Here is a 20458-nt window from a genome sequence, read left to right as displayed (position 1 = left end):
TGGCAGCGATTCTCCATATCCCAGATGCAAGGGGAAACTCTTGAAACAACGTGCAAAACGACGCCGCGCACCTGCGGCCGTCATCGTGAGCACCGCGCTCTTATGCGGCCTGGTGCAGAGCCAGGCGTGGGCGGATCCAGTGCCCGCCAGCACGGGCACACCCGCTGGCGCGAAGCGTTCGAACCCCTCACACATCGTGCCGCCCGACCGCGACGAGGTCCTGGGCAAGGAGTGGAAAGAGTCGGCGGACCGCGCCTGGACCACGAGCGGCGACGCCACCGGATTCCACCTCCTCGTCGCCGACAAGAAGGCCGGCTACGCCTGGCGGACAGCAGCGACCCTGGCCGAGGCCGGGCTCGACACCGACATGTGGATCGGCAATGCCTGCGTCACAGGCTCCGGCAAGCGAGCGGTGGTCGCCTATGCCCCCCGTACCTTCACCAATAAGGCCGAGCTGATGGCTCGCGGAGCCTTCACCGCCGTGGTCGACCTGGAGTCCGGACAGGTCACCAAGCTCAACCGGCAGGCTTCACTGGCCTACTTCAGCCCCGGCTGTGGCAAGGACGAAACGGCCGTGTTGACGCAGGCCGGTGGCGAGACCCACAACAAGACCAGGCTGCTCAAGGTGGACGCTTCGGCAGCACAGGTCGGCAAGACCATCGAACTGCCCGGTCAGGTCACTTCCGCGATCCCTGTGGGGAAGGACATCGTCGCAGCCGACGCAGCCCGGATCACCCGGATCGACGATCAGGGCCGCACGACCGCCATCGCCCACACCAACCAGGTGCCGTTCGGTTTGACTCCGGACGCCGCTGGCGGCGTGGTCTTCATGGATCGCTCAGCCAGCTCGGCCGAGAAGGGGGAGGTCAAGAGGGTCACCGCGCAGGACATCTCTCACCCCGACGCGGCCAAGGCCAAGCCTCCGGTCCTGGCCAAGGGCACGCTGACGAAGATGGACCTGACGGCCAGCGCCGACGGCAAGGTCTTCATCACCGGCGAGACGAAGGCCGCAGGAAAACTTCCTTCCACGGTCACCCGCCGAGCGGATGTTCCCAAGGAATCGACAGCCAGCACTCGTGGCGAGGCACTGATCACGCGGGTCTCCGTGGCCGGCGGTGCCGATCCCCGTACCTCGCAGGCCGCCATCCCGGAGTCTGCAGACATCGATGTGAAGGTACTGAAGACCGGCAAGGCGGTAACCTTCACCGTCACGCCGCCACCGGCTGCAGCCTCGACTGCGTCGGTGTCCGTGGCCAGTCAGGCCGCAGCACCTGCCGCAAGTGGCACGGCCGAGCCGGAACGGTACTGCTCGGTTCCTCGTAACAATCCTGCCAAGCAGGCTATGCAGCCCAAGCCCCGGCAGGTCGAATGGGCTGTCGACCAGGCCATCACGGGAAACCTGAACAAGCACATTTCCCGGCCAGCGAACTGGAAGAACCTCGGAATGGCTGCCTACCAGCCACAGGCCCTCTTCCCCCGGCTGGCCCTAGAGGGCGGCGGTCGCGTGCCAGCACAGGTGATGCTGGGCATCACCGCCCAGGAATCCAACATGTGGCAGGCCTCCCGCGTGGTCGTCCCCGGAGTCACCGGAAACCCGCTGATCGGCAACTTCTACGGCATCAAATACGCTGCCAACGGGCAGCAGACCGACCCCTGGGGTATCAACTGGGCGGAGGCCGACTGCGGTTACGGGATCACACAGATCACCGACGGCATGCGCATGCACGGCAAGGAGAAGCCCGGCGAGCAGCCGCTCAGCACGCTGCAACAGGAGGCAGCGGCGCTCGACTACACCGCGAACATCGCTGCCGGCCTAAGGGTCCTCGCCGACAAGTGGAACGTCACGAAGCGCGACGGGATGGTCGTCAACAACGGTGACCCCCAGTACATGGAGAACTGGTTCTTCGCCCTGTGGGCCTACAACTCCGGCTACTACCCGAGGGCAGCAGCCGCCAGCAACGGCGGCCTGTGGGGAGTGGGCTTCACCAACAACCCCGCCAACCCCCTCTGGAAGGCGAACCGCGCACCCTTCTTGGAGGGGCCGGCAGGCGGCAACGACTACTCCCATGCCAAGCATCCCCAGGACTGGCCGTACCAGGAGAAGGTCCTCGGCTGGGCCGCTCGCCCCCTCGAGGCGATGGAGTCACCCGGAACAATGGTGGCCGGCTTCCGCCCCGCCTGGTGGACCGGCGACCACCTGAAGAGCACAGTCAAGCCAGCCGAGAGTCTTTTCTGCACTGCGGCGAACAACTGTGACCCCACCAAAATCGGCCCGAACGATCAGAACAAGCCCGGCCTGGGTGCCTGCCAGCGAGAAGACCTCAAGTGCTGGTGGAACCAGCCGGTCACCTGGAAGAACTGCGCCAACGCCGAGTGCGGCTACGAGCTCGTTCGCTTCAACGACACCTATCCCGAAGAAGCCGACGGCACCGCCTACCCGCCCAACTGCACGACTGCAGGTCTTCCCGCCGACGCACTCATCATCGACGACGTCGCCGACGGCACACCCATTGCCCGCCCAGGCTGCTCACAGCCCAAGGCGAACAGCGGCACCTTCTCCCTCGACTTCGGCTCGCCGAGCGCAAGGATTGACTTTCAGCAGCTCGGCGCCGGCTACGGCGGCCACTTCTGGTTCGCCCACACCCGCAAAGACGATGCGACAGGCCAGCGCATGAAGGCCACAGGCACCTGGACACTCAACAAGTCGCTCAACGGTGCTGCCAAGGTCATGGTGCACCTTCCCGACCACGGTGCCCACACCCTGAACGCCAAATACGAAGTCACAACAGCGAAGGGGGTGCGCACCCGCACCATTGGGCAGAAGGGAAACACCAATCGCTGGGTGAGTCTTGGCGCCTTCCAGTTCAACAATGTACCGATCGTCAAACTCAGCAGCATCACGCCTGATGGCACGGGTGACCAGGACATCGCATTCGATGCAATAGCGATAGTCCCGATAAATGCAAAGTACGTGGAGCGCAGTTTGACGGCAGCCGCGATCTTCGATAAGAACCAATCGCTGAATTCCAACATGCCTGGAGTCGTCAAGACCCCGCTGCGGACAATGAAGACTCTGTACGACTGGGCCCTCTCCCGTAGCTACAGGGGCCCAAGCTGGGAAGACAACAGCATCACGGAGTACGGGGTCACGCATTACCCGAGGTGTGCTCAGCCGGGCCAGTTCCCGACCACCGCCACTTGCACAGGGCAGAAGACCTACGACGCGGCAGAGGTCTGGCGTCAGCGGATCCTCGCCGGCGGCCACACGGTCAGGGCCGACGGCGGAGTGCCTGCGGAGTCCATTCCGCAGTGGATGGCCATGTCAAACAATCGTCCGGACCCCGCAAAGATGGCTGCGGAGGCATACAAGGACGACAACTCCTACAAGATCAAGAGCGACATCATCGCGAGCTACCTCGTCGACGATACCGGAAAGATCATTCCGGACACGGAGTACGTTGACGGCGATGTCCTGATCGGCAATGCGCACCTGCCGCAATTCGTCGTCGAGATCATGAAGGGCATCCAGGCGGACTATGGAATCCCACTGCCCGACATCTCCTACACAGGTGTCGATGCGCTGCATTGGGGCGACAACCTCCGGGTGGACCCGCTCGGCCAAGGTGACGTTCCTGGCCAGGCGTACAAGCCGCACCTGCGCGGCGGCCGGATCAGTGCCGACGGCAAGTGCATCGACACACGGCTCGTGGGGGGTGGTGCACACGGCTACAGGCCGATGGTCGCCAACAAACACGTCGACCAGAACGTAAAATCCTGGCTGGACAAAGTCAACGCGAACAGCCACATGCACATCGGTGTGAAGCGGTGGGCAGGTGACATTTACAGCATGTTCTTCAAGAACGAAGGACTGTACCCCGGCGATGACTACAACACCTTCGGCAGCTCGATCGGCAACGCCCCGCCCATCTGGCAGGACATCGCCGTGGCTTTCTGCACCGACGGAAGCGTGAAGCCCATGCACTTGGGTGGCGGCAACGGTGACGCGAACCCGGCCAACGGGATCGTTTACCAGAGCTACATGCCGGACCTATACGTCTACGTCGATGGCAAGATGACTGACAATCTCGGGCGGCCGTCCAGCTCACGCGTTCAAGCGGGCAATTGGGTCAACTTCTCCAACATCCCCGGAGTGAACAGCGACAAGGGCAATGCCTACGGCAAGTGCGATGCCGCCACTCGCGGGAACGGAGGAAATCCGTGGAACGTGGGAATTCCGTTCCCTGTCGCGGGTGACACCACTGATTACCGCCCGAACCGAATGGTACACTGCGACCAGCCGGCCACGTTCTTCACGGAAACCTACACCCCGTAATCGACTGCACGCATAGGTGTGAGAGGTGTACCCATGGGTGCACCTCTCACATTCGCTTTCGGAGACAAAATTGGCACTCGGTATTGTCGTATTGCTCACAATTTTCGTACTACTCATTCTGGCAGTGTGCATAGCCATCGCATACTTTAGACCGAAGGAATCTCGCGTCGGCTGCCTTCTTGCGTCAGGCGCCCTATTTCTCACATGCGCTCTCTCTCTGCTGATGTTTCTCGTTGAGTGGAATTCGCCTTAGTCTCAATTTTTGTGACGGTCCGTCGGTTTCTCCGGCGGGCCGTTTCGGTTCGCGAGTAGGTGGTGGGCACGTTGCCGCGTCGGGTGGGCGCCTGGGTTGCCCTGCTCCTTTCAAGACAAGGCCTTAACTTGCTGTTTAACCTGCGGCCCGGGCGGCCTGCTCTCCAGCAGGGATGAAGATGGCTACGTAGTCCTCGAACCCCTCGCGGAGACCCCACTCCTCGCGGACCATTGCGGCTTCGTACCGGGCTCGGGAGTCCTCTCGGCCCCTGACGTAGACGTGGACCGTGTAGATCGTCGCTGGGTGAAGCGTCAAGGTTGGGGCATACCCCTGGCTACCCGGAAGCCAGCCCAACGCCGGCACGGCAGGGCCGGTGGTGGGGCCGGAGATTCCCATCCGGCCTGTGTGGACGGGCCGGTACGGCCAGGAACCGAGCGATTGCCATCGTTCCGTCTGCTGCACAGGCTCGGCCTCGGCGACCATGAGAGTCACCCAGGCATCGTGTTCCTGGACGCAACTGACGATGGTGAGCATGCCAGGTGTGACGATCACGGGCTCGTCGGCATGAAAGTCCGGCAGATTGTCGACACTCTCGACCCCCTCCTCGACGTGCTCGGCAATGTAGAAGTGCGAGTACGCGATACCGACGACACCGCTGACTATGTCCATGTTCGGACCCTACGTGCCGATCGAAGGAGTTAAGCGGCGAGTCTCCAAGCCGTGATGCGTCCTGGCTTGGTTCCCTGCTTAGTGGCTGGCGTGGTATTGAGGTTCGGCGTCGAACGGGGCTCGAACTTGTGCGGCGCTTCCCCTGTTCACCGGACGTGCCAGGGCCGGGGCCTGATCCTGTGATCAGGTTCGCTGCGGCACGGAGGCCGGGATCGTGGAATTGGTCGAGCACGAGGTCCAACAAGACGCGTTCACGACGGTGACGGAGTTCAGGTCGGAACTGTACGCGTGCTTGGTCTCCAGAAGCGACGCGCTGTTCGAGCTGTGCGACGCCCTGCTGTGCACCGATGGACCGGTCCAAAGAGTGGGGTCAGTCCGCTTCGACGTAGGCGACCAGTACGAGCGTGCCCAGGGCAGTAGGAACGTACAGGATCCGGACGCCGCCCTCGCGGTGCTCACGGATCGCACCGTGCTTCGACAGCACGCCGACCTCGGGATTCCTGGAGATGGCCACCAGTACGGGGTCGAGCCGGAGGCGTTCGGCCTCCGTCATCTTCTCGACCTGGTCCTGCGCCACGTCGTAGAAGACGATGCGGGCGCGCCGGGGCGCGTGGCGCCCCATCAGGCGACGTGCGAAGTGGGAGCGGCGTCGTCGAGCGGAGGCTGCCCGAGGTTCTCGCGCAGATCCTCCCAGGAGGTGACGGCGTCCAGATCGACACCCTCACCGGCCAGGCGCTCCAGGACGTAGGCGATCCGCGGGTCGCCGTCAGCCATCTCCCGCGCGTCAGCCCGCAGGGCCTCCTGCTCGGCCGGGTCGAAGACGATCCGCATCGCGGCCTCCAAGTCGTAGATGCTGCCACGAGGCTAGCGCAGGCGAGCCCCACCGGAACCCGGAAGGCGAAGAGGATGCGGAGACCACCCGCGGCGAGGGGGCACACCGCGGCCGGCGGAGACGAGAGCGGCTGGCGCCCACTTCCGCCGAGGCGGGTGGCAAGGGCGCCGGCCAACCGAAAACACACACCCGCGGGAGACCCGAGAGGCGTATCTCGCCTCCGAGTGTATTTGGTGCGAGGCGGCGTTGAGGATCCCGTCCACTTGTCGGCAATGACGTAAGCTAGGTAATGTTGTCTTGTTCGCGGGTGGTGGCAGCCCACGACGCCGAAACACCCCCATCCAGGCCCATGTCCCTCTCCCTCACCCACCCCGTTGGAACGCGACGCAGACCGCCGCCGTATCGGCGTGGCCAGCCACCGCCGCGGCCGCCGAAGCCGAACTCGCCGACCTCCTGGCCGAGGCCAGCGTCACCGCCACCCTCGCCGCGGGCGTCCTCGCGGCTCCCGGCCTCGCCGCCGGCCCGGGCGACACCCGCCGCCATCCGGGTGCGCACCACCAGCAACCCGCCCCATACCTGTACCTCATCGCCGCCAGCCGCCTCACCCCGCACACCACCGCCAGCAGCGCCTTCGCCCACCTCCGCCCGCCCCTGCGAACGGATGCGGCGCCGAGGCCGGCAAGCCGTGCAACCCCGGCTGCCTGCCCGACCCCACGACCGACTGCCCCCCGCCGACAGGGGGGGCGACGAGCGCCCCGCCCCGTGACCAAGGAGAAGAACGTGATCCGCGCCGGACGCCTGCAGCACGTCCAGACCATGTCCGACCTGGCCGACGCCCTCGGCAAGAAGCTCACCACGATCCGCAACCAGAAGCCCTACGCCGCAGAAGGCCACCCGGCGCCGATCAGCTCGCCCGACGCCCGCAACCAGCTCTGGGACGCGGAGCAGACCGCGGCCTACTACGCCGGCCAGCCCATTCCCGAGCTGCCCCAGGCCGACGACGACGAGGACCTCCTGGACCGCCACGAGGCCGCCGAACTGCTCGGCATCGCCCCCGTGACCTGGAACACCTACAAGAAGGACCCGGCCCTGGCCGCCGGCGTCGTCCTCGTGCCCGCAGGCCCCAAGGGCACCGAGCACTGGCCCCGCCGCCTGGTCCTCGCCTACAAGGACAGCCGACCCGGCCGCGGCGCAGGCGGCGGCCGACGCGAGGGCAGCGGCGACATGATCCCCCGTGACCAGATTCTCCCGCGGATCGCCGAGCTCCTGGACGCCAACCCCGCCGTCACCGTCGAGGCCGTCTCCGGCACCCTCGGCATCACCAAATTCCCCACCGCGCAGTCCGGCCTGGCCACCCTCCGCGGCCGCAGGATCGCCGACCTCGCCGAGAAGCAGTCCGGCCTCGACCTGAAGGACGCCGCCCTCCAGCTGGGCTACCCGCCCATCACCCACCGCGCCGCCGTCGCGTTCGCCGAGCGGGAGCTCAGCGCCCGCAGTGCCCAGCCCTACCTGCAGCACACCGCCGACGTCCTGGCCGCGGCCGGCATCGCCCAGCAGGCCCAGGTGGAGATGCGCCAGCTCCACGGAGGAGCCCTGGCCGCCGCGCTGCTGCTCGACATCGACCAGCCGGCCGCAGCCGCGGTGTGGGACTCCCGCTACGGATGGCGCACCGCGACCAGCCGACGCCACCCGATCGGGAAGCACACGGACACGGCACCCGAAGGGGAAGGAATCCGCTACCTGGGCACCGGGCTGAAGCCCGACCCGGAGGAGCTGCTCGCGGCCCTGAGGGATCAGCGCCGGGGCACCAAGCGCCCCAAGGCGACGGCCGAAGAGGGCACCGGCCTTGAGGTCGCGGAATGAGGCCGGCATATAGGCGCCGGCAGTTCGCCGGCAGATCCTTCCGTTGGTGTGGACGGGCAGGAGCCCGCTCCTCTTCGAACGTCAGCTGTCAGGTATGACTTGACGGTGTGACCAGCTTGCGCATTTCGTACGGGCGAATCCTGGATCACCAGACGACAGCAGGGGAGACCTCCAGTGCAGGGGCCAGTATCACGGCGTTCGATCAAGAAATGCGAAGAGGCATGGCTCCGAGGGGTCACGCAGCTGAGGCTGGGCAATCGGGGCGCTGCGGCCGAGTCCTTCAGCGCCGCAGTTGAGCACAATCCGCTCGCGGCCGATGCCTGGTTGGGGCTCCATGCCGTTGGGCAGCTCCAGGGCCGGGCGGTCGAGGCCATGTACGGTCAGGCCCAGGACTTCGGTGCCATGCGAACGAAGCTCCAGACCCCGTTGTCCTCCCGGTTCCAGATCGGCGGCTACGTGACCTTCCGCCTGGAGACCCCTCGCGATCTGTGGCTCGCGCGGGCGGTGAAACTCCTGGACGACGGTCTGCTCGACCAGGCGTGGGGCATGCTCTCCCACGCCGTGCTCGACTGCGACGAGACCCGGTTCGTCTGCGCACGGTACGCGGTCCTGAAGAAGGACTGGCCTCTCCTGCTGACGTTCGCTGAAGGGATCCGGGACTCCTTCATGCGGGACGAGTCGCAGCTCTGCGTCGCGGCCAGTCTCATCGGCCAGGGCGTTTCCCACGAGGGGCTCAACGTGCTGAAGCCACTGCCGCTAGCGCTCGGCGACAACGCTGGCTTCGTCGGGGAGGTCGCCTACCTGCGCGGTCGTGCCTACGAGCAGCTCGGCCGGGCTGAGGAGGCGCTGAAGCACTACCAGACGGCGTTCCGGTACATCCCGAGCGTGGGCGATGTGGCCCAGCGCGCGAAGGTGATGCCCCCGTCCGCCGCACGCGTGCCCTCCCAGGCCGCTGCGGTTGCGCGGGAACAGGGTGGGGACTCCTCCGGCGCCGCTTTGAGCGACGAGGAGCGTTCGGCGTTGCTGGACAAGGCGATGGTCGAACTGGACGAGATGGTTGGTCTGGCTCCAGTGAAACGCCAGGTGCGAAGCCTGTCGGCACAGCTGCGGATGGCGGCGGTGCGCAGGAGTCAGGGCCTGGCCGCGGCGCCGGCGCCCCAGCACCTGGTCTTCGCCGGGCCGCCCGGTACGGGCAAGACCACCGTCGCCCGCGTCGTCGGCAAGGTCTTCGCCGGCCTCGGCCTGCTGGAGCGGGGGCATGTCGTCGAGGCCCAGCGCGCCGACCTGGTGGGACAGCACCTCGGAGAGACAGCGATCAAGACATCCCAGGCCATCGACCGGGCGCTGGACGGCGTCCTCTTCATTGACGAGGCGTACGCACTGTCCAACACCGGCTACTCGGGCGGTGACGCCTTCGGGAAGGAAGCGCTGCAGGTACTGCTCAAACGGGCCGAGGACGACAGGCACCGCCTAGTCGTGGTTCTGGCCGGCTATCCGGACGAGATCGCCGAGCTCCTGGCCACCAATCCGGGTCTCGCTTCCCGCTTCAGCACTCGGGTGGACTTCCCCGCCTACAAGGCCGAGGAGCTGGTATTGATCGCGGAGTCGTTCCTGGCAGCCCAGGGGGACTCGCTCACTGAGGAGGCGGCGGTCGCGCTGCGCACGTCATGCGACCTCGTCGTCACCCAGGGCCTGATCGACCGGCTTGGCAACGGCCGCTTCGCGCGTGAACTCGCCCGGAAGACCGCCGCGGCACGGGACCTGCGCGTCTTCGACCGGCATGGCAGCTCAGGAGTTCCGTCGCAGGACGAGGTCACCACACTGCACGTGGGTGACGTGATGGATGGCTTCCAGGAGCTCACCGGGAGCATTCAGCCCCTGCCCTCAGCCACTCCGGAGGCTTGAGCCGCAGGGCTGGCGGGAGAACGCTTGGACACCTGGGCTCGTACGGGTCCGACTGCAGCGGGGGGCTGTTGTGGCTCCGGCGAACCTTGGCAGAAGCCATGGAGGTGGCCTCTGAGGCACCGATCCGGAGCGAGTCACTCCAGTACTCTGCGCCACGGCGGGTGAACCCTCGACGACACCACCGACCTGCAATTCGCCGACGGACTGCTGCAGGCCCGCAGCCGATGCAGCCACGGCCACACGAACTACTTCAGCCGAGGCGTTTTCCACCTTCTCAAGTTCGTGGATTGAGTGAAATGATTCGAGAATTCAAGTACCGGCTCAGGAGTCCGATCGGCGGACTGGCGGCGGATCTTTCGGCCGAGGCCGTGTCACCCGGTGAGACGGCGGCTCCCTCCGTGGGGATCCACCGAGGAGTGCGGCTCCTGTTGCCGGCGTCGGGCATCTACTGGGAGGACCTGGCGTGGCTCTCCTTCGTCGTCGCGCTCCGCGCCGACGAGCTGCGCATCCGGCATCCGGACGGTGTCCACCTGCAGATCGTCTCCCTCGACTTCCCGTTGGCCGACTACCGGCCGGAGGTCGCCGCCCTCGCCGTGGACGGGTGGCTGCGCGAGGAGTTCGACCTGCCCGATATCGGCATCACCTGCTCGTACACGGGTGGCGCGGACCCCTACGCCTTCTCCTGGGGCGGGGCGGAGCCACCGCTGAGGAGCCCGCGCCTCTGAACCCGCCATAAGCTTGCCGTTTATCCTGCGGTGTCGAACGACGATCGAACTTGTTCGGGGATTCCCCAGTTCACGTGACGTTGTACGTGCGTGGGCCTGATCCTGTGGGCAGGGTGGCTGCGGCACGGAGGCCGGGATCGTGGAACTGGTCGAGCACGGGGTTCAACGAGACGCGTTCACGGCCGTGACGGAGTTCCGGTCGGAGTTGTACGCGTGCCTGACGTCGCGGGCGGACGCTCTATTCGAGCTGTGCGACGCGCTGTTGTGTACGGACGGTCCGGTCCGGACCCTGGTGGATCTGGCGCTCGCGCCGGAACACTGGCGCGGGCACGGCGCCTTGTACTCCGGGGTGAACCGGGGCCGGATCGACGTCACCCGCCTTCGTCGGGCGCTGGCGGGTGTGCCGCTGCTGCGGGCGAACGGCCGTCTGGTGCTGGCCGTGGACGTCTCGCCGTGGCTTCGGCCGGATGCCGACACGTGCTCGGACCGCTCGTTCTGTCACACCTTGGGCCGGGGCCTGGGCAAGCACCAGATGGTGCCCGGCTGGCCGTACTCGATCGTCGCGGCGGCCGCCTCTCCGCCGAACGAGTGTGAGCCAACCAGACCAACGAGAGACCTCTACGCCAACCGAGTGGTGAACACCGCTTTCGTGGCTCTGTCTCACTTCCGGTGGTGACGGAAAGGCATGGTAAGAAGGCCTGTTGAGCCGGGCAGGCGCCCGTGTCAGACCCCTGTCCGTGTCTTCGGCGGGCACATAGCCAAGGCATTGACCTTCCACTTGGCCTGCGTTAATCGCCGCTAGTAACGATCACCACGCCCCGTTACCACCGGAAGTGAGCCAGAGCCGCTTTCGTGATACTCCCCCCGGCGTCGAACGGACGATCGGACAGAGGAGGGGCCGATGCTCGGTGGGGGCTGACCGATTGGGTAGCGTGTGCGAACTGGGGGCTGTCGAGTCGGGCGCCCTCGGAGAACGGGGGCACTTCATGGGGCTGGCCGAGGAGATATCCGCCGTGCGCAGCGTATCGGGGCATTCGGGCCGCTTGCTGGGCGAATTTCGCCGCACGGCACTGCTGGTGCCGCTCTCGGAGGGTGATGGCGGCGGGCTGATGACGGGCTGGCAGGGCGGTGTCCGCTGGATCTACGCGTTCACGGATGAGGCGGCCCTGGCCCGTTTCGCGGAAGCGCGCGGTGCCGGTGCCCGTGAGTGGGAGTACCTCTCGATCCTGGGTGCCCGTCTCGTCGACGCGGTGATCCCCTCGGTTGAAGGTCCGACGGGTGTGGCCGTAGATGTGGCGGACGAGGACGGTTCAATGCTGTTCCCGCCGGTCGTGGGCATCGTTCCCGACGCGTGCGCGGTGGATGCCGAGCCAGACCGTGCGGAAGCCGTCTGATGGCGGGCGATGCGGACCTTGAGGTCTCGCCGGCTGCGGTCAAGAACATCCAGGACGGTCTGCGCAAGGCCATCGCCGAGCTGCGCGAGTCCGGGGATGCGGCCGGCGCCTCGATGGGCGCCGGTTTCAGTGATCTGTCGATGACGGGGATGGAGGCCGGACACGCGGGTCTGGCCACCGACTTCGAGGACTTCTGTGAGCGCTGGGAGTGGGGCGTGCGCAGTCTGGTGCAGAACGCGAGCGCTCTGGCCGGGAACCTGGGGATCGCGGCGGGCACGGTGTGGGAGGAAGAGCACTACATGCAGGGGGCGTTCAAGGTGGTCGCCAATGCCGCGTACGGCAATCCGCATGCGAGTGAGGACGAGATCGAGCAGAAGAGCTGGGACGACATTTGGCGTGCGGATGTCTACAAGCCGGACTACAGCGATGAGTCCTTCGAGAAGAGCGACGCGGACATCAAGCAGACCTGGTCGGACACGGGCGACAAGCTGACTTCCAGCGGGAAGATCGGATCGCTGAAGGATCTGCTGGACCAGGCCGGCGGGGGCGGCAACTGATGGGCTGGAGGGACTTCGTACCGGACTCGGCGGAAGACTGGGTCGAGGACCGGGCCGAGGACCTCGGCGACGCGGTCGAGTGGGGCGGTGACAAGGTCGCCGGCGCGGCAGAGAAGGTGGGCCTGGACGAGGCGGGCGACTGGGTCCGTGACAAGAGCCGATCGGCCGCCAACCAGCTCGGCGCGGACGTCTCCGAGCTGGAGCTCGGACAGACCGAGGACCCGAACAAGCTGGTCTACGGCAGCGTGTCGAAGATCCGCGCGCAGGTCTCGCACCTCAGTGACTTCGAGCTCTCGTTCACACTCGTTGGCAATGGCCTGAAGGCTCTGGAAGGCGACGGCCTGAAGGGCGCGTCGGCGAACGCGTTCCGGGACGCGATAGCCAAGGAGCCGCCGCGCTGGTTCAAGGCGGCCGAGGCCTTCGGCAAGGCCGCCGACGCGATCAACCGGTTCGCGGACACCGTGGAGTGGGCACAGGGCCAGGCCAAGGAGGCCCTGGAGGAGTACAACAGGGCCAAGAAGGTCTCTCAGGACGCGCGCACCGCCTACAACAAGTCGATCATCGACTACAAGGCGGCGGTGAAGGCCGAGAAGGACACGCTGCCGCCGCGGCCGGCCGACGACTTCACCGACCCCGCCGATCCGCTGTTCAAGGCGGCCGACGACAAGCTTCAGACCGCGCGCACCCAGCGCAACGAGGTCGCGAAGACGGCCCGTACGGCGGTCCGCGCGGCCCGCGACGCCGCCCCGCCCAAGCCCTCGTACGCCGAACAGCTCAAAGACGGCATGGACTACGTGGAGATCGCGGAAACCCACCTGGCCGGGGGCGTCCTCAAGGGAACGGCGGGCCTCGCCAACTTCGTCCGCGCAGTCACCCCGTTCGACCCGTACAACCTCACCCACCCCGCCGAGTACCGGACCAACCTCAACTCGACGGTCGCCGGCCTGCTCGTGGCGGTCAACGACCCCATAGGCACGGGCAAGCAGATGCTCGACGACTTCATGAAGGACCCCACCGAAGGCGTCGGCAAATTCCTCCCGGAACTCGCCGGCACCAAGGGCCTCGGCGCCGGGAAGAAGGCCGGCACGGCCGCGAAGCACCTGGACGACCTGGACGGCGCGGGCGGCAAGGAGACGGACGGCCCGGGCCGCAAGGAGACGGACGGGAAAGGACCGCACCACGGCGAGCGGCCCGACCCGGACAAGGCCAGTGAGGGCACCGACCCCGTCGACCTCGCCACCGGCCGGATGTACCTCCCGCAGACGGACGTGGTCCTGCCCGGCACGTTCCCGTTCGCGTTCACGCGCCGTGCGGAGTCCGGCTACCGGGTGGGCCGCTGGTTCGGCCCCACCTGGTCCTCCACGATCGACCAGCACTTGGAGATCGACGCCAAGGGCGTCGTCCTGGTCTCCGAGGACGGCCTCCTCGTCGGCTATCCGCATCCCGCGCCCGGTGTGCCCGTACTGCCGGTGTCGGCGTCGGGCCCGCGCCACCCGCTGGCACGCACCCCTGACGGCGACTGGACGCTGACGGACCCGCTGACGGGTGCCGTCCGCCGCTTCGTCCCGCCGGCCGACGGCGCCGAGAACGGCATCGCGCCGATCACCCAGTTCGAGGATCCGAACGGCAACCACGTCGTCTTCGAGTACGACGAGCACGGCACGCCGCTGGGTCTCACCCACTCGGGCGGCTACCGGCTGCACTTCGAGACCGAAGGTGGCCGGATTACTGCCCTGCACCTGTCCGGCGGCGGCCGCGTCCTCGCGTACGGCTACACCGACGGGAACCTGACCGAGGTCACCAACTCCTCCGGTCTGCCTCTGCGGTTCACCTACGACGACCGCGCCCGCATCACCTCCTGGACGGATACGAACGAGCGCCGCTATGAGTACGCCTACGACGACCTCGACCGGTGTGTCGCCGAGGCCGGCGAGGCGGGCCACATCGCCCTCACCTTCCGCTACGACGACGTGGACCCGCAGACCCGCCACCGGGTGACGCGTGTGACCACCGCCGCAGGTCATACCCGCCAGTACCTGATCGACGACCGGTACCGGGTGGTGGCCGAGACCGACCCGCTCGGCGCGGTCACCCGGTACCAGTACGACAGCGGCGGCCGGCGGACCGCGCTCACCGATCCGCTCGGCCACACCACCCGCAGCACCTTCGACGACACGGGCCGCATGGTCTCCTACGTCCGGCCCGACGGCCGGGAGGCCCGCGCCGAGTACAACGACCTCGGCCGGCCGGTCAAGGTCGTCCGTGGACGGATCGGTCGTCCACCAGACCTACGACGAGCGCGGAAACCGCACCGCGGTCAGCCGCCCCGACGGGACGGTCACCCACTTCGGCTACGACGAGAGCGGCCACCTCACCACCGTCACCGACCCCCGCGGGGCGGTCACGCGGATCCGCACCGACCGGGCCGGGCTGCCGCTCGCCGTCACCGACCGGCTCGGCGCCACCACCACGTACGAGCGGGACGCCTTCGGGCGGGTCACGGCGGTCACCGACCCCCTGGGAGCGGTGACCCGCATGGAATGGACGGCGGAGGGCAAGCCGCTGCACCGGACGGACCCGGACGGCCGGCGCCGCTCGTGGACGTATGACGGCGAGGGGAACTGCCTGACCCGTACGGACGGCCCCGACGGCGGCGGGGTGCACTTCGAGTACACCCACTTCGACCTGCTCGCCGCCCGGACCGACGCGGACGGCACGCGCCACGCATACACATACGACGCCGAGCTGCGGCTGACCGAGGTCCGCAACCCGCAGGGCATGACCTGGGAGTACACCTACGACCCGGCGGGCCGGCTCATCCGGGAGACCGACTTCGACGGCCGTGTGCTCGACTACGCCTACGACCCGGCGGGCCGGCTCGTCACCCGCACCGACGCCCTCGGGCAGCGGATCACGTACGAGCGCGACGCCTTGGGGCACACCGTCCGCAAGGACGCGGGCGGCACGGTGACGACGTACGAGTACGACGTCTTCGACCGGCTCGCCGTCGCGGTGTGCGGGGACAGCGTGCTGACCTGGCTGCGGGACCGGGCGGGCCGCATCCTCCAGGAGACGGTCGACGGCCGCACCCTCACCTACACCTACGACGCCATGGGGCGCCGCACCGGCCGAACCACCCCCACGGGCGCCGTCGCCGCCTGGGCGTACGACGCCGCAGGCCGCTACGACGCCCTGACCACGTCCGGCCGCCGGATCGGCTTCACGCACGACGCGGCGGGCCAGGAGCTCAGCCGTACCTACGGCGACGCCGTCACCCTCGACCAGGCGTGGGACGAGACCGGCCGGCTGGTGGAGCAGCGGCTCACGGGCGCAGGACAGGGGGTGGTGCAGCGCCGCGGCTACACCTACCGGTCCGACGGGGTCCTGACCGGCGTCGACGATCTGTTGGCCGGCCCGCGCAGCTTCGACCTCGACCCGCGCGGCCGGGTGACGGCGGTGCACGCCGGTAACTGGACCGAGCGCTACGCCTACGACGACGTGGGCAACCAGACCTCCGCGTACTGGCCCGGCGCCCATCCCGGAGGCGGGGAAGCCACCGGACCGCGCACCTACGAGGGCACCCGGCTGATCGGCGCGGGCCGGGTCCGCCACGAGTACGACGTCCTCGGCCGGGTCGTGCTCCGCCAGAAGGCCCGGCTCTCGCGCAAGCCCGACACCTGGCGCTACGAGTGGGACGCCGAGGACCGAATTACGGCCGTCACCACCCCGGACGGGACGCGCTGGCGGTACACGTACGACCCGCTGGGACGGCGGACGGCGAAGGAACGGATGACGCCCGACGGCCTGGAGGTGGCCGAGCGCACGGTCTTCACCTGGGACGGCACCGTGCTGTGCGAGCAGCGGACCGCCGCCGCGGCGCAGGAGGCCGGCGGGATCGCCGTGACTTGGGACCACCGCGGCCTGCAGCCGCTCGCGCAGACGGAGCGGATCCTGGGCGCCAGCCAGGAGGTGGTGGACGAGCGGTTCTACGCCATCGTCACCGACCTGGTGGGCGCACCCGCCGAACTTGTCGACGAGCGCGGCGGACTGGCCTGGCGCAGCCGCTCCACACTGTGGGGATCCACGGCCTGGAACCGGGACGCCACGGCCTACACGCCGCTGCGCTTCCCCGGCCAGTACTTCGACGCCGAATCAGGCCTGCACCACAACTACTTCCGCACGTACGACCCCGAGACCGCCCGCTACCTGAGCCCGGACCCGCTGGGCCTGGCGGCGGCCCCCAACCCGGTGGCGTACGTCGCCAACCCCCACGGGTGGTGCGACCCCTTCGGGCTGGCCCCGTACTCGGACAGCACCCGGGCGGCGCAGGGCGTCGACCACCAGCTCAACGAGGCGGAGAGCGGCAAGGACAACCACTACCTGCAGGGCATCGGGAAAGACGAGGTGAAACTGGAGAAGTACCTGCGGGGCCATCTGCAATCGCCGGCCAACTACGTCGACAGCGACACGGGGGCGCGGATCATCATCGACAAGACCCTGGACCCGTCCAGGCCGGTGGCCATCATCCGCCAGGACCATATGATCCACGCGTACCACATCGAGCCGGAGGACCTCTCCAACTACATCACTCCGCGGGACGGCAAGGACACCGCGAAGTGGCGGACCCCGAAGGGGGACGAAGTGAATGAGTAGCCGCAGCGGTATCCCCCGTGATCCTGCACCCGCCTGGCCGGGCTACCACGCCGAGCCGTCCTACGACCCCGGCCAGAGCCGGGTCTTCCCGGCCCCGCTGCCGGCGGAGCTGCGGGCGCTCGGCAACGACGTCCGGGCGGCCGACTGGCCGGTGCGGCTCGCCTTCCGCAACTCCCGGACCGAGCTGCTCGACACGCTCTGCCGCTGGCAGACCCTGCGCGCGCTGGCGTACGTGCACCTGCTGGCCGCCCGCACGGGGGACGAGCGGCTGCCGGCCGACCTGAGGGTGGTTCCCGACCCGGAGGCGGTCGGCGATCCGGGCCTGCCCGCGCTGCTGGCGAGGCTGGAGCATGCCGCCGCCGGCCTCCCGGCGGACCTGCTGGACGCGGTCGTCTGCGACAGCGGCGGGCTGCTCGCCGACAATCGGTTCGCGGCATCGGTGCTGGCCGCCGGGCTCACCGCCGATTCCCGGCCGGGGAACCCGGACGAGGCGGTCTCCCGCGCCGTGGTGCTCACCAGCTACTGGTACGAGGTCCCCGGGCTGCGCGGCGCGCTGGCCCTGGCGTGGAGCGCGAACCTGTTTGTCCGCTCCTGGCTGGGGTGGTCCCAGCGGTTCGTGTACGGCGACCCGGCGGGAGGCCTCGGCATCACCTCCGACCCCCGCCCGCCCCGCCCGGCGGCGTCCGCCCTCCCGAAGTGGGCGGAGCCCCTGCTGGACCGCATCGAGCAGGGTCCGGGGGCAGCCTCGTGACCTGGGCCGACTTCGTCGTGAACGACAAGCCCTTCGCGCCGTACACGACGATGCTGGCCCGCTCGCACGCGGGCTGCCGGAGCTGGTGCGGCTGTGCCTCGTGGCGCCGTGGTGGCGGGACGCTCCCGGGCGGACGGCCGAAGAACTTCTAGCGGTCGCCGACGAGTACCGGGAGGACCTGCCCGACCTCGACCGGCGACGCGACCGCGCGGCCCGGGCCCTCGGTCTCGACCCGGCCGGCCTGCCATCCGAGGCGGCGGCCCTGGCCCGGCTCATGGAGCTCTCTGGGGGACCGGTGGCCGCGGCCTGTCTCGTCGTCGGGTACGAACCTGCCAGGACCAGCCGTGCCGCTTCAGCAGCCGCCACACCGTCGCCACCGACAGGCTCACCCGAAGATGCCGGCAGATCAACGTCTGGACCCGAGGCAGGGTCCAGCGTTCGTCTTCATAGCTGTGCCGTGCGCCGACGGGCCCTTGCCGAGTTCCTCCTCGAGCACGGCGAACTGTTCGTCGGTGATGGTCGGGGCGTTCGCCGGACCCGCCGACCGCAAGCCCTCCATGCCGTCCTCGCGCCAGGCGACCGGACAGGATTGGCAACCCCGCATGAACGCTGCCGGTCAAGCTAGGGTCCGGGTAGCCCGTGCCGATATGGCGTGCTCGGCTGCGGCCCGGGGCCCAGAGCGCTCTGGGGGCAAGCAGTACCCCGGGCCGCCCCCACCCCTACTACCGCCAGTCCTGCCGGTGTCCGGCGTGACCCGGCCGCGTTGGGCAGGGCATGGAGATGGTGGCGCGGTTGTCGTTCGGGATGCGGACCGCGGTCGACGTGACGTACGTCCGGTGCGCCCTGTGCGGCGCGTTCGGTGAGCTGGTCCTGGACAGCGGACGGCTGGACGAGGCGCTGGCCCGCGCCCGAGATCACGTCCGCGAGACGCATCCGGGCGCGGACATCCCCGAGGCGCTCCGGCTCGTGCCCGATGTCGCCTTCCCGCCGGACGGCTGCCGCGACGTTGTCGAGTGGGTCGCGCAGTACAACGCCCGGAACACGCTGCCGGCCCCTGGCCCGCGATAGCTGCGCCGGCTGGCGCCGCCGTCGGCCGCTCAGGCGGCTGGAGCGGGCGTGTGCTGTGGGATTCCGTGGGGCGGGCCCGGCCCCGCCGGTGTTGCCGGGAGGAGGTGGGTGGCCGGGCCCTTGTTCCGGGAGCCGTGGCGGGTGCTGTACGGCTCCCTGGTGGGCGTCCGTCCGGCCGTGGCCGAGGTAAACCGGGGTCGCTGCGGGCGCAGACGGGATGGGCTCAGGTGTGGACGCGGCTGTTGGTGCCGTCGTGGTGGTCGGCGGTTTCGTCGTCGAACCAGTAGTCGCCGGCGGCGAGGTAGCGGAAGGAGTGGCTGCTGTGCGCGGGCAGGGAGACCCGGGCTGCGCGGGTACCGTCACCGCGGGGCTGCAGGGGGTGGGCGGCCGGGTTCCAGTGGTTGGCGTCCCCGACCACGCTGACCGGCCCTGCGGGACGGTCCTCCGGCAGGACGAAGGTGACCTGGGTCCTGCCCTTGAGCTGCTTGCGTTCGAGCACGGGTGATCTCCAACCCTGAGATGTCGGGTAAGCCTGTGGATCGTCGCCTGCGCGGCGTGCGGGCCGGGGCGGGACGCGGCGGCGGCTGTGCGCCGGTCACCCGGGCGGGTCCTCGCCTGCGGGGCAGGGTCGGTACGTGCCGGGGCTTTCGGCCCGGGGGAGTGGGGCCGGGCCGAGGGCAGGCAGCGCCCATGGCGGTCACGAGTCGCTGCCGCTGCGCTGACGTGAGCGCCATGAAGTGTGCGCGGTCCTCAGCCGTGGTGTCGGGTCCGTCTGCGTCGCCGGCGACTTCCTCCATCCGCGCGAGGGCCCGGCCAACGTTTCGCTCAGGTCCTGAACGCAGCAAGTGGAGGAAGGTTCCTTCCGAGCGGTCTCGGCCAGGCACCGGCGAGCGGCTTTCGCCGCCTCGCCGGTGGCGGGGCGGCGGCGCGCGGTCCGGTCCTGTCGGTCCTGGCCGGCACGGCGGGCGTCGCCGCCCTGTACCGGGGCGCCGTCCACCGGCCGCGGTCCGCTCCGTCTCAGGCCGGGCCGCTGGTCGCGCCGTCGGAGGAAGTCCAGCGGCCTGCCGCCCGCGAGGCGGGCACGGCCCCCGGCGCCTGACCGGGGAACCGCGGGGAAGAGGGGGAGACGGATGGTGGTGACGGGTAGGCAGCGGCGGGCTGGTGGCAGCGTGCTGGTGGGTCTCGGGCTGGCCACGGCCGGCTTCCACGTGGCGCCGCCCCAGCCGCTGACGGACGAGGAACAGGGCGGCGTCGCGGCCTACATCGACGACGGACAGGTCGTGGTCGACTGGCTGCCCCACGCCCGCCTCAACCGCGCCGCACTCGCCACGGCCGTCGCCGGCGCTGACGGCACGCACGGGACGGACGGCGTCCGCTACTGGCGGTCCGCAGGGCCATGGACACCGCCTTGGGCACCATCCTGGCCGGCTTCCGCTACGCCACCCGCAGCCGCCC

Annotated in this window: 13 protein-coding genes and 4 pseudogenes; 12 read left to right on the top strand and 5 right to left on the bottom strand. The window is 68.8% G+C overall.

Annotated elements, in window-relative coordinates:
- Nucleotides 1-40 precede the first annotated feature (40 nt).
- Nucleotides 41-4333, top strand: coding sequence for a golvesin C-terminal-like domain-containing protein (locus NRK68_RS34020; protein WP_257858041.1), 4293 nt, complete (start codon nucleotides 41-43; stop codon nucleotides 4331-4333).
- A gap of 388 nt (nucleotides 4334-4721) precedes the next feature.
- Here NRK68_RS34020 and NRK68_RS34015 read toward each other — a convergent pair whose 3' ends face one another.
- The 3 genes from NRK68_RS34015 to NRK68_RS34005 all read right to left on the bottom strand — a co-directional run bounded on the left by NRK68_RS34015 (nucleotide 4722) and on the right by NRK68_RS34005 (nucleotide 6098).
- Complete coding sequence (locus NRK68_RS34015; protein ID WP_257858040.1) at nucleotides 4722-5255, bottom strand: hypothetical protein; 534 nt, start codon at nucleotides 5253-5255, stop codon at nucleotides 4722-4724.
- Between the two features lie 370 nt (nucleotides 5256-5625).
- Entirely contained in the window at nucleotides 5626-5877 is a 252-nt protein-coding gene (locus NRK68_RS34010) for a hypothetical protein (RefSeq protein WP_257858038.1), read from the bottom strand.
- On the bottom strand, nucleotides 5877-6098 hold the full coding sequence (locus NRK68_RS34005) for a hypothetical protein (RefSeq protein ID WP_257858037.1): 222 nt from the start codon (nucleotides 6096-6098) through the stop codon (nucleotides 5877-5879). Before NRK68_RS34005 ends, NRK68_RS34010 begins: the two co-directional genes overlap by 1 nt.
- A gap of 751 nt (nucleotides 6099-6849) precedes the next feature.
- Between NRK68_RS34005 and NRK68_RS34000 the strand changes: the two genes are divergently transcribed.
- The 10 genes and pseudogenes from NRK68_RS34000 to NRK68_RS33955 all read left to right on the top strand — a co-directional run.
- Entirely contained in the window at nucleotides 6850-7950 is a 1101-nt protein-coding gene (locus NRK68_RS34000) for a DUF6292 family protein (protein ID WP_257858036.1), read from the top strand.
- A gap of 174 nt (nucleotides 7951-8124) precedes the next feature.
- Nucleotides 8125-9855 (top strand): AAA family ATPase, encoded by a 1731-nt coding sequence (locus NRK68_RS33995; RefSeq protein WP_444465705.1) that lies wholly within the window; start codon nucleotides 8125-8127, stop codon nucleotides 9853-9855.
- A gap of 296 nt (nucleotides 9856-10151) precedes the next feature.
- Nucleotides 10152-10580 carry a hypothetical protein gene (locus NRK68_RS33990; RefSeq protein WP_257858034.1) on the top strand — a complete coding sequence of 143 codons (429 nt, stop codon included), beginning with the start codon at nucleotides 10152-10154 and terminating at the stop codon, nucleotides 10578-10580.
- A gap of 139 nt (nucleotides 10581-10719) precedes the next feature.
- Nucleotides 10720-11148: pseudogene (locus NRK68_RS33985) on the top strand (transposase); the annotation flags it as partial.
- A gap of 418 nt (nucleotides 11149-11566) precedes the next feature.
- Nucleotides 11567-11974, top strand: coding sequence for a hypothetical protein (locus NRK68_RS33980; protein ID WP_257858033.1), 408 nt, complete (start codon nucleotides 11567-11569; stop codon nucleotides 11972-11974).
- Nucleotides 11974-12531 (top strand): hypothetical protein, encoded by a 558-nt coding sequence (locus NRK68_RS33975; protein WP_257858032.1) that lies wholly within the window; start codon nucleotides 11974-11976, stop codon nucleotides 12529-12531. The genes NRK68_RS33980 and NRK68_RS33975 overlap by 1 nt, the downstream gene beginning before the upstream one ends.
- Nucleotides 12531-15140 carry a putative T7SS-secreted protein gene (locus NRK68_RS33970; protein WP_257858031.1) on the top strand — a complete coding sequence of 870 codons (2610 nt, stop codon included), beginning with the start codon at nucleotides 12531-12533 and terminating at the stop codon, nucleotides 15138-15140. Before NRK68_RS33975 ends, NRK68_RS33970 begins: the two co-directional genes overlap by 1 nt.
- Nucleotides 15067-17184: pseudogene (locus tag NRK68_RS33965) on the top strand (RHS repeat-associated core domain-containing protein); the annotation flags it as partial. The gene NRK68_RS33970 and the pseudogene NRK68_RS33965, both read left to right, overlap by 74 nt.
- Nucleotides 17177-17935, top strand: coding sequence for a hypothetical protein (locus NRK68_RS33960; protein ID WP_257858029.1), 759 nt, complete (start codon nucleotides 17177-17179; stop codon nucleotides 17933-17935). The pseudogene NRK68_RS33965 and the gene NRK68_RS33960, both read left to right, overlap by 8 nt.
- A 49-nt stretch (nucleotides 17936-17984) precedes the next feature.
- Nucleotides 17985-18263: pseudogene (locus NRK68_RS33955) on the top strand (hypothetical protein); the annotation flags it as partial.
- On the opposite strand, the pseudogene NRK68_RS37070 reads toward NRK68_RS33955, so the two are convergent.
- A pseudogene (locus NRK68_RS37070) lies at nucleotides 18250-18512 on the bottom strand (winged helix-turn-helix domain-containing protein); the annotation flags it as partial. The pseudogenes NRK68_RS33955 and NRK68_RS37070 sit on opposite strands and share 14 nt — an antisense overlap.
- 215 nt (nucleotides 18513-18727) lie before the next feature.
- Here NRK68_RS37070 and NRK68_RS33950 point away from each other — a divergent pair.
- Nucleotides 18728-19003, top strand: a complete 276-nt coding sequence (locus NRK68_RS33950) for a hypothetical protein (RefSeq protein ID WP_257858028.1) — start codon at nucleotides 18728-18730, stop codon at nucleotides 19001-19003.
- A gap of 223 nt (nucleotides 19004-19226) precedes the next feature.
- Here the strand turns inward: NRK68_RS33950 and NRK68_RS33945 are convergent, their stop codons facing one another.
- Nucleotides 19227-19502, bottom strand: a complete 276-nt coding sequence (locus NRK68_RS33945) for an isoamylase early set domain-containing protein (protein WP_257858027.1) — start codon at nucleotides 19500-19502, stop codon at nucleotides 19227-19229.
- Nucleotides 19503-20458: the final 956 nt, after the last annotated feature.

The sequence above is a fragment of the Streptomyces yangpuensis genome, assembly GCF_024666385.1.
GTDB classification, from domain to species: Bacteria; Actinomycetota; Actinomycetes; order Streptomycetales; family Streptomycetaceae; genus Streptomyces; species Streptomyces yangpuensis.
Note: the sequence above shows the minus strand (reverse complement) of the source record. Positions and strands in the feature narration are given on the sequence as shown.

Bases quoted from the DNA above. Each gene is read 5' to 3' on its own strand.
- NRK68_RS33990 (WP_257858034.1), top strand. From the start codon at position 10,152: ATGATTCGAGAATTCAAGTACCGGCTCAGGAGTCCGATCGGCGGACTG.
- NRK68_RS34010 (WP_257858038.1), bottom strand. From the start codon at position 5,877: ATGGGGCGCCACGCGCCCCGGCGCGCCCGCATCGTCTTCTACGACGTG.
- NRK68_RS33960 (WP_257858029.1), top strand. From the start codon at position 17,177: ATGAGTAGCCGCAGCGGTATCCCCCGTGATCCTGCACCCGCCTGGCCG.
- NRK68_RS33970 (WP_257858031.1), top strand. From the start codon at position 12,531: ATGGGCTGGAGGGACTTCGTACCGGACTCGGCGGAAGACTGGGTCGAG.
- NRK68_RS33975 (WP_257858032.1), top strand. From the start codon at position 11,974: ATGGCGGGCGATGCGGACCTTGAGGTCTCGCCGGCTGCGGTCAAGAAC.
- NRK68_RS33980 (WP_257858033.1), top strand. From the start codon at position 11,567: ATGGGGCTGGCCGAGGAGATATCCGCCGTGCGCAGCGTATCGGGGCAT.
- NRK68_RS34015 (WP_257858040.1), bottom strand. From the start codon at position 5,255: ATGGACATAGTCAGCGGTGTCGTCGGTATCGCGTACTCGCACTTCTAC.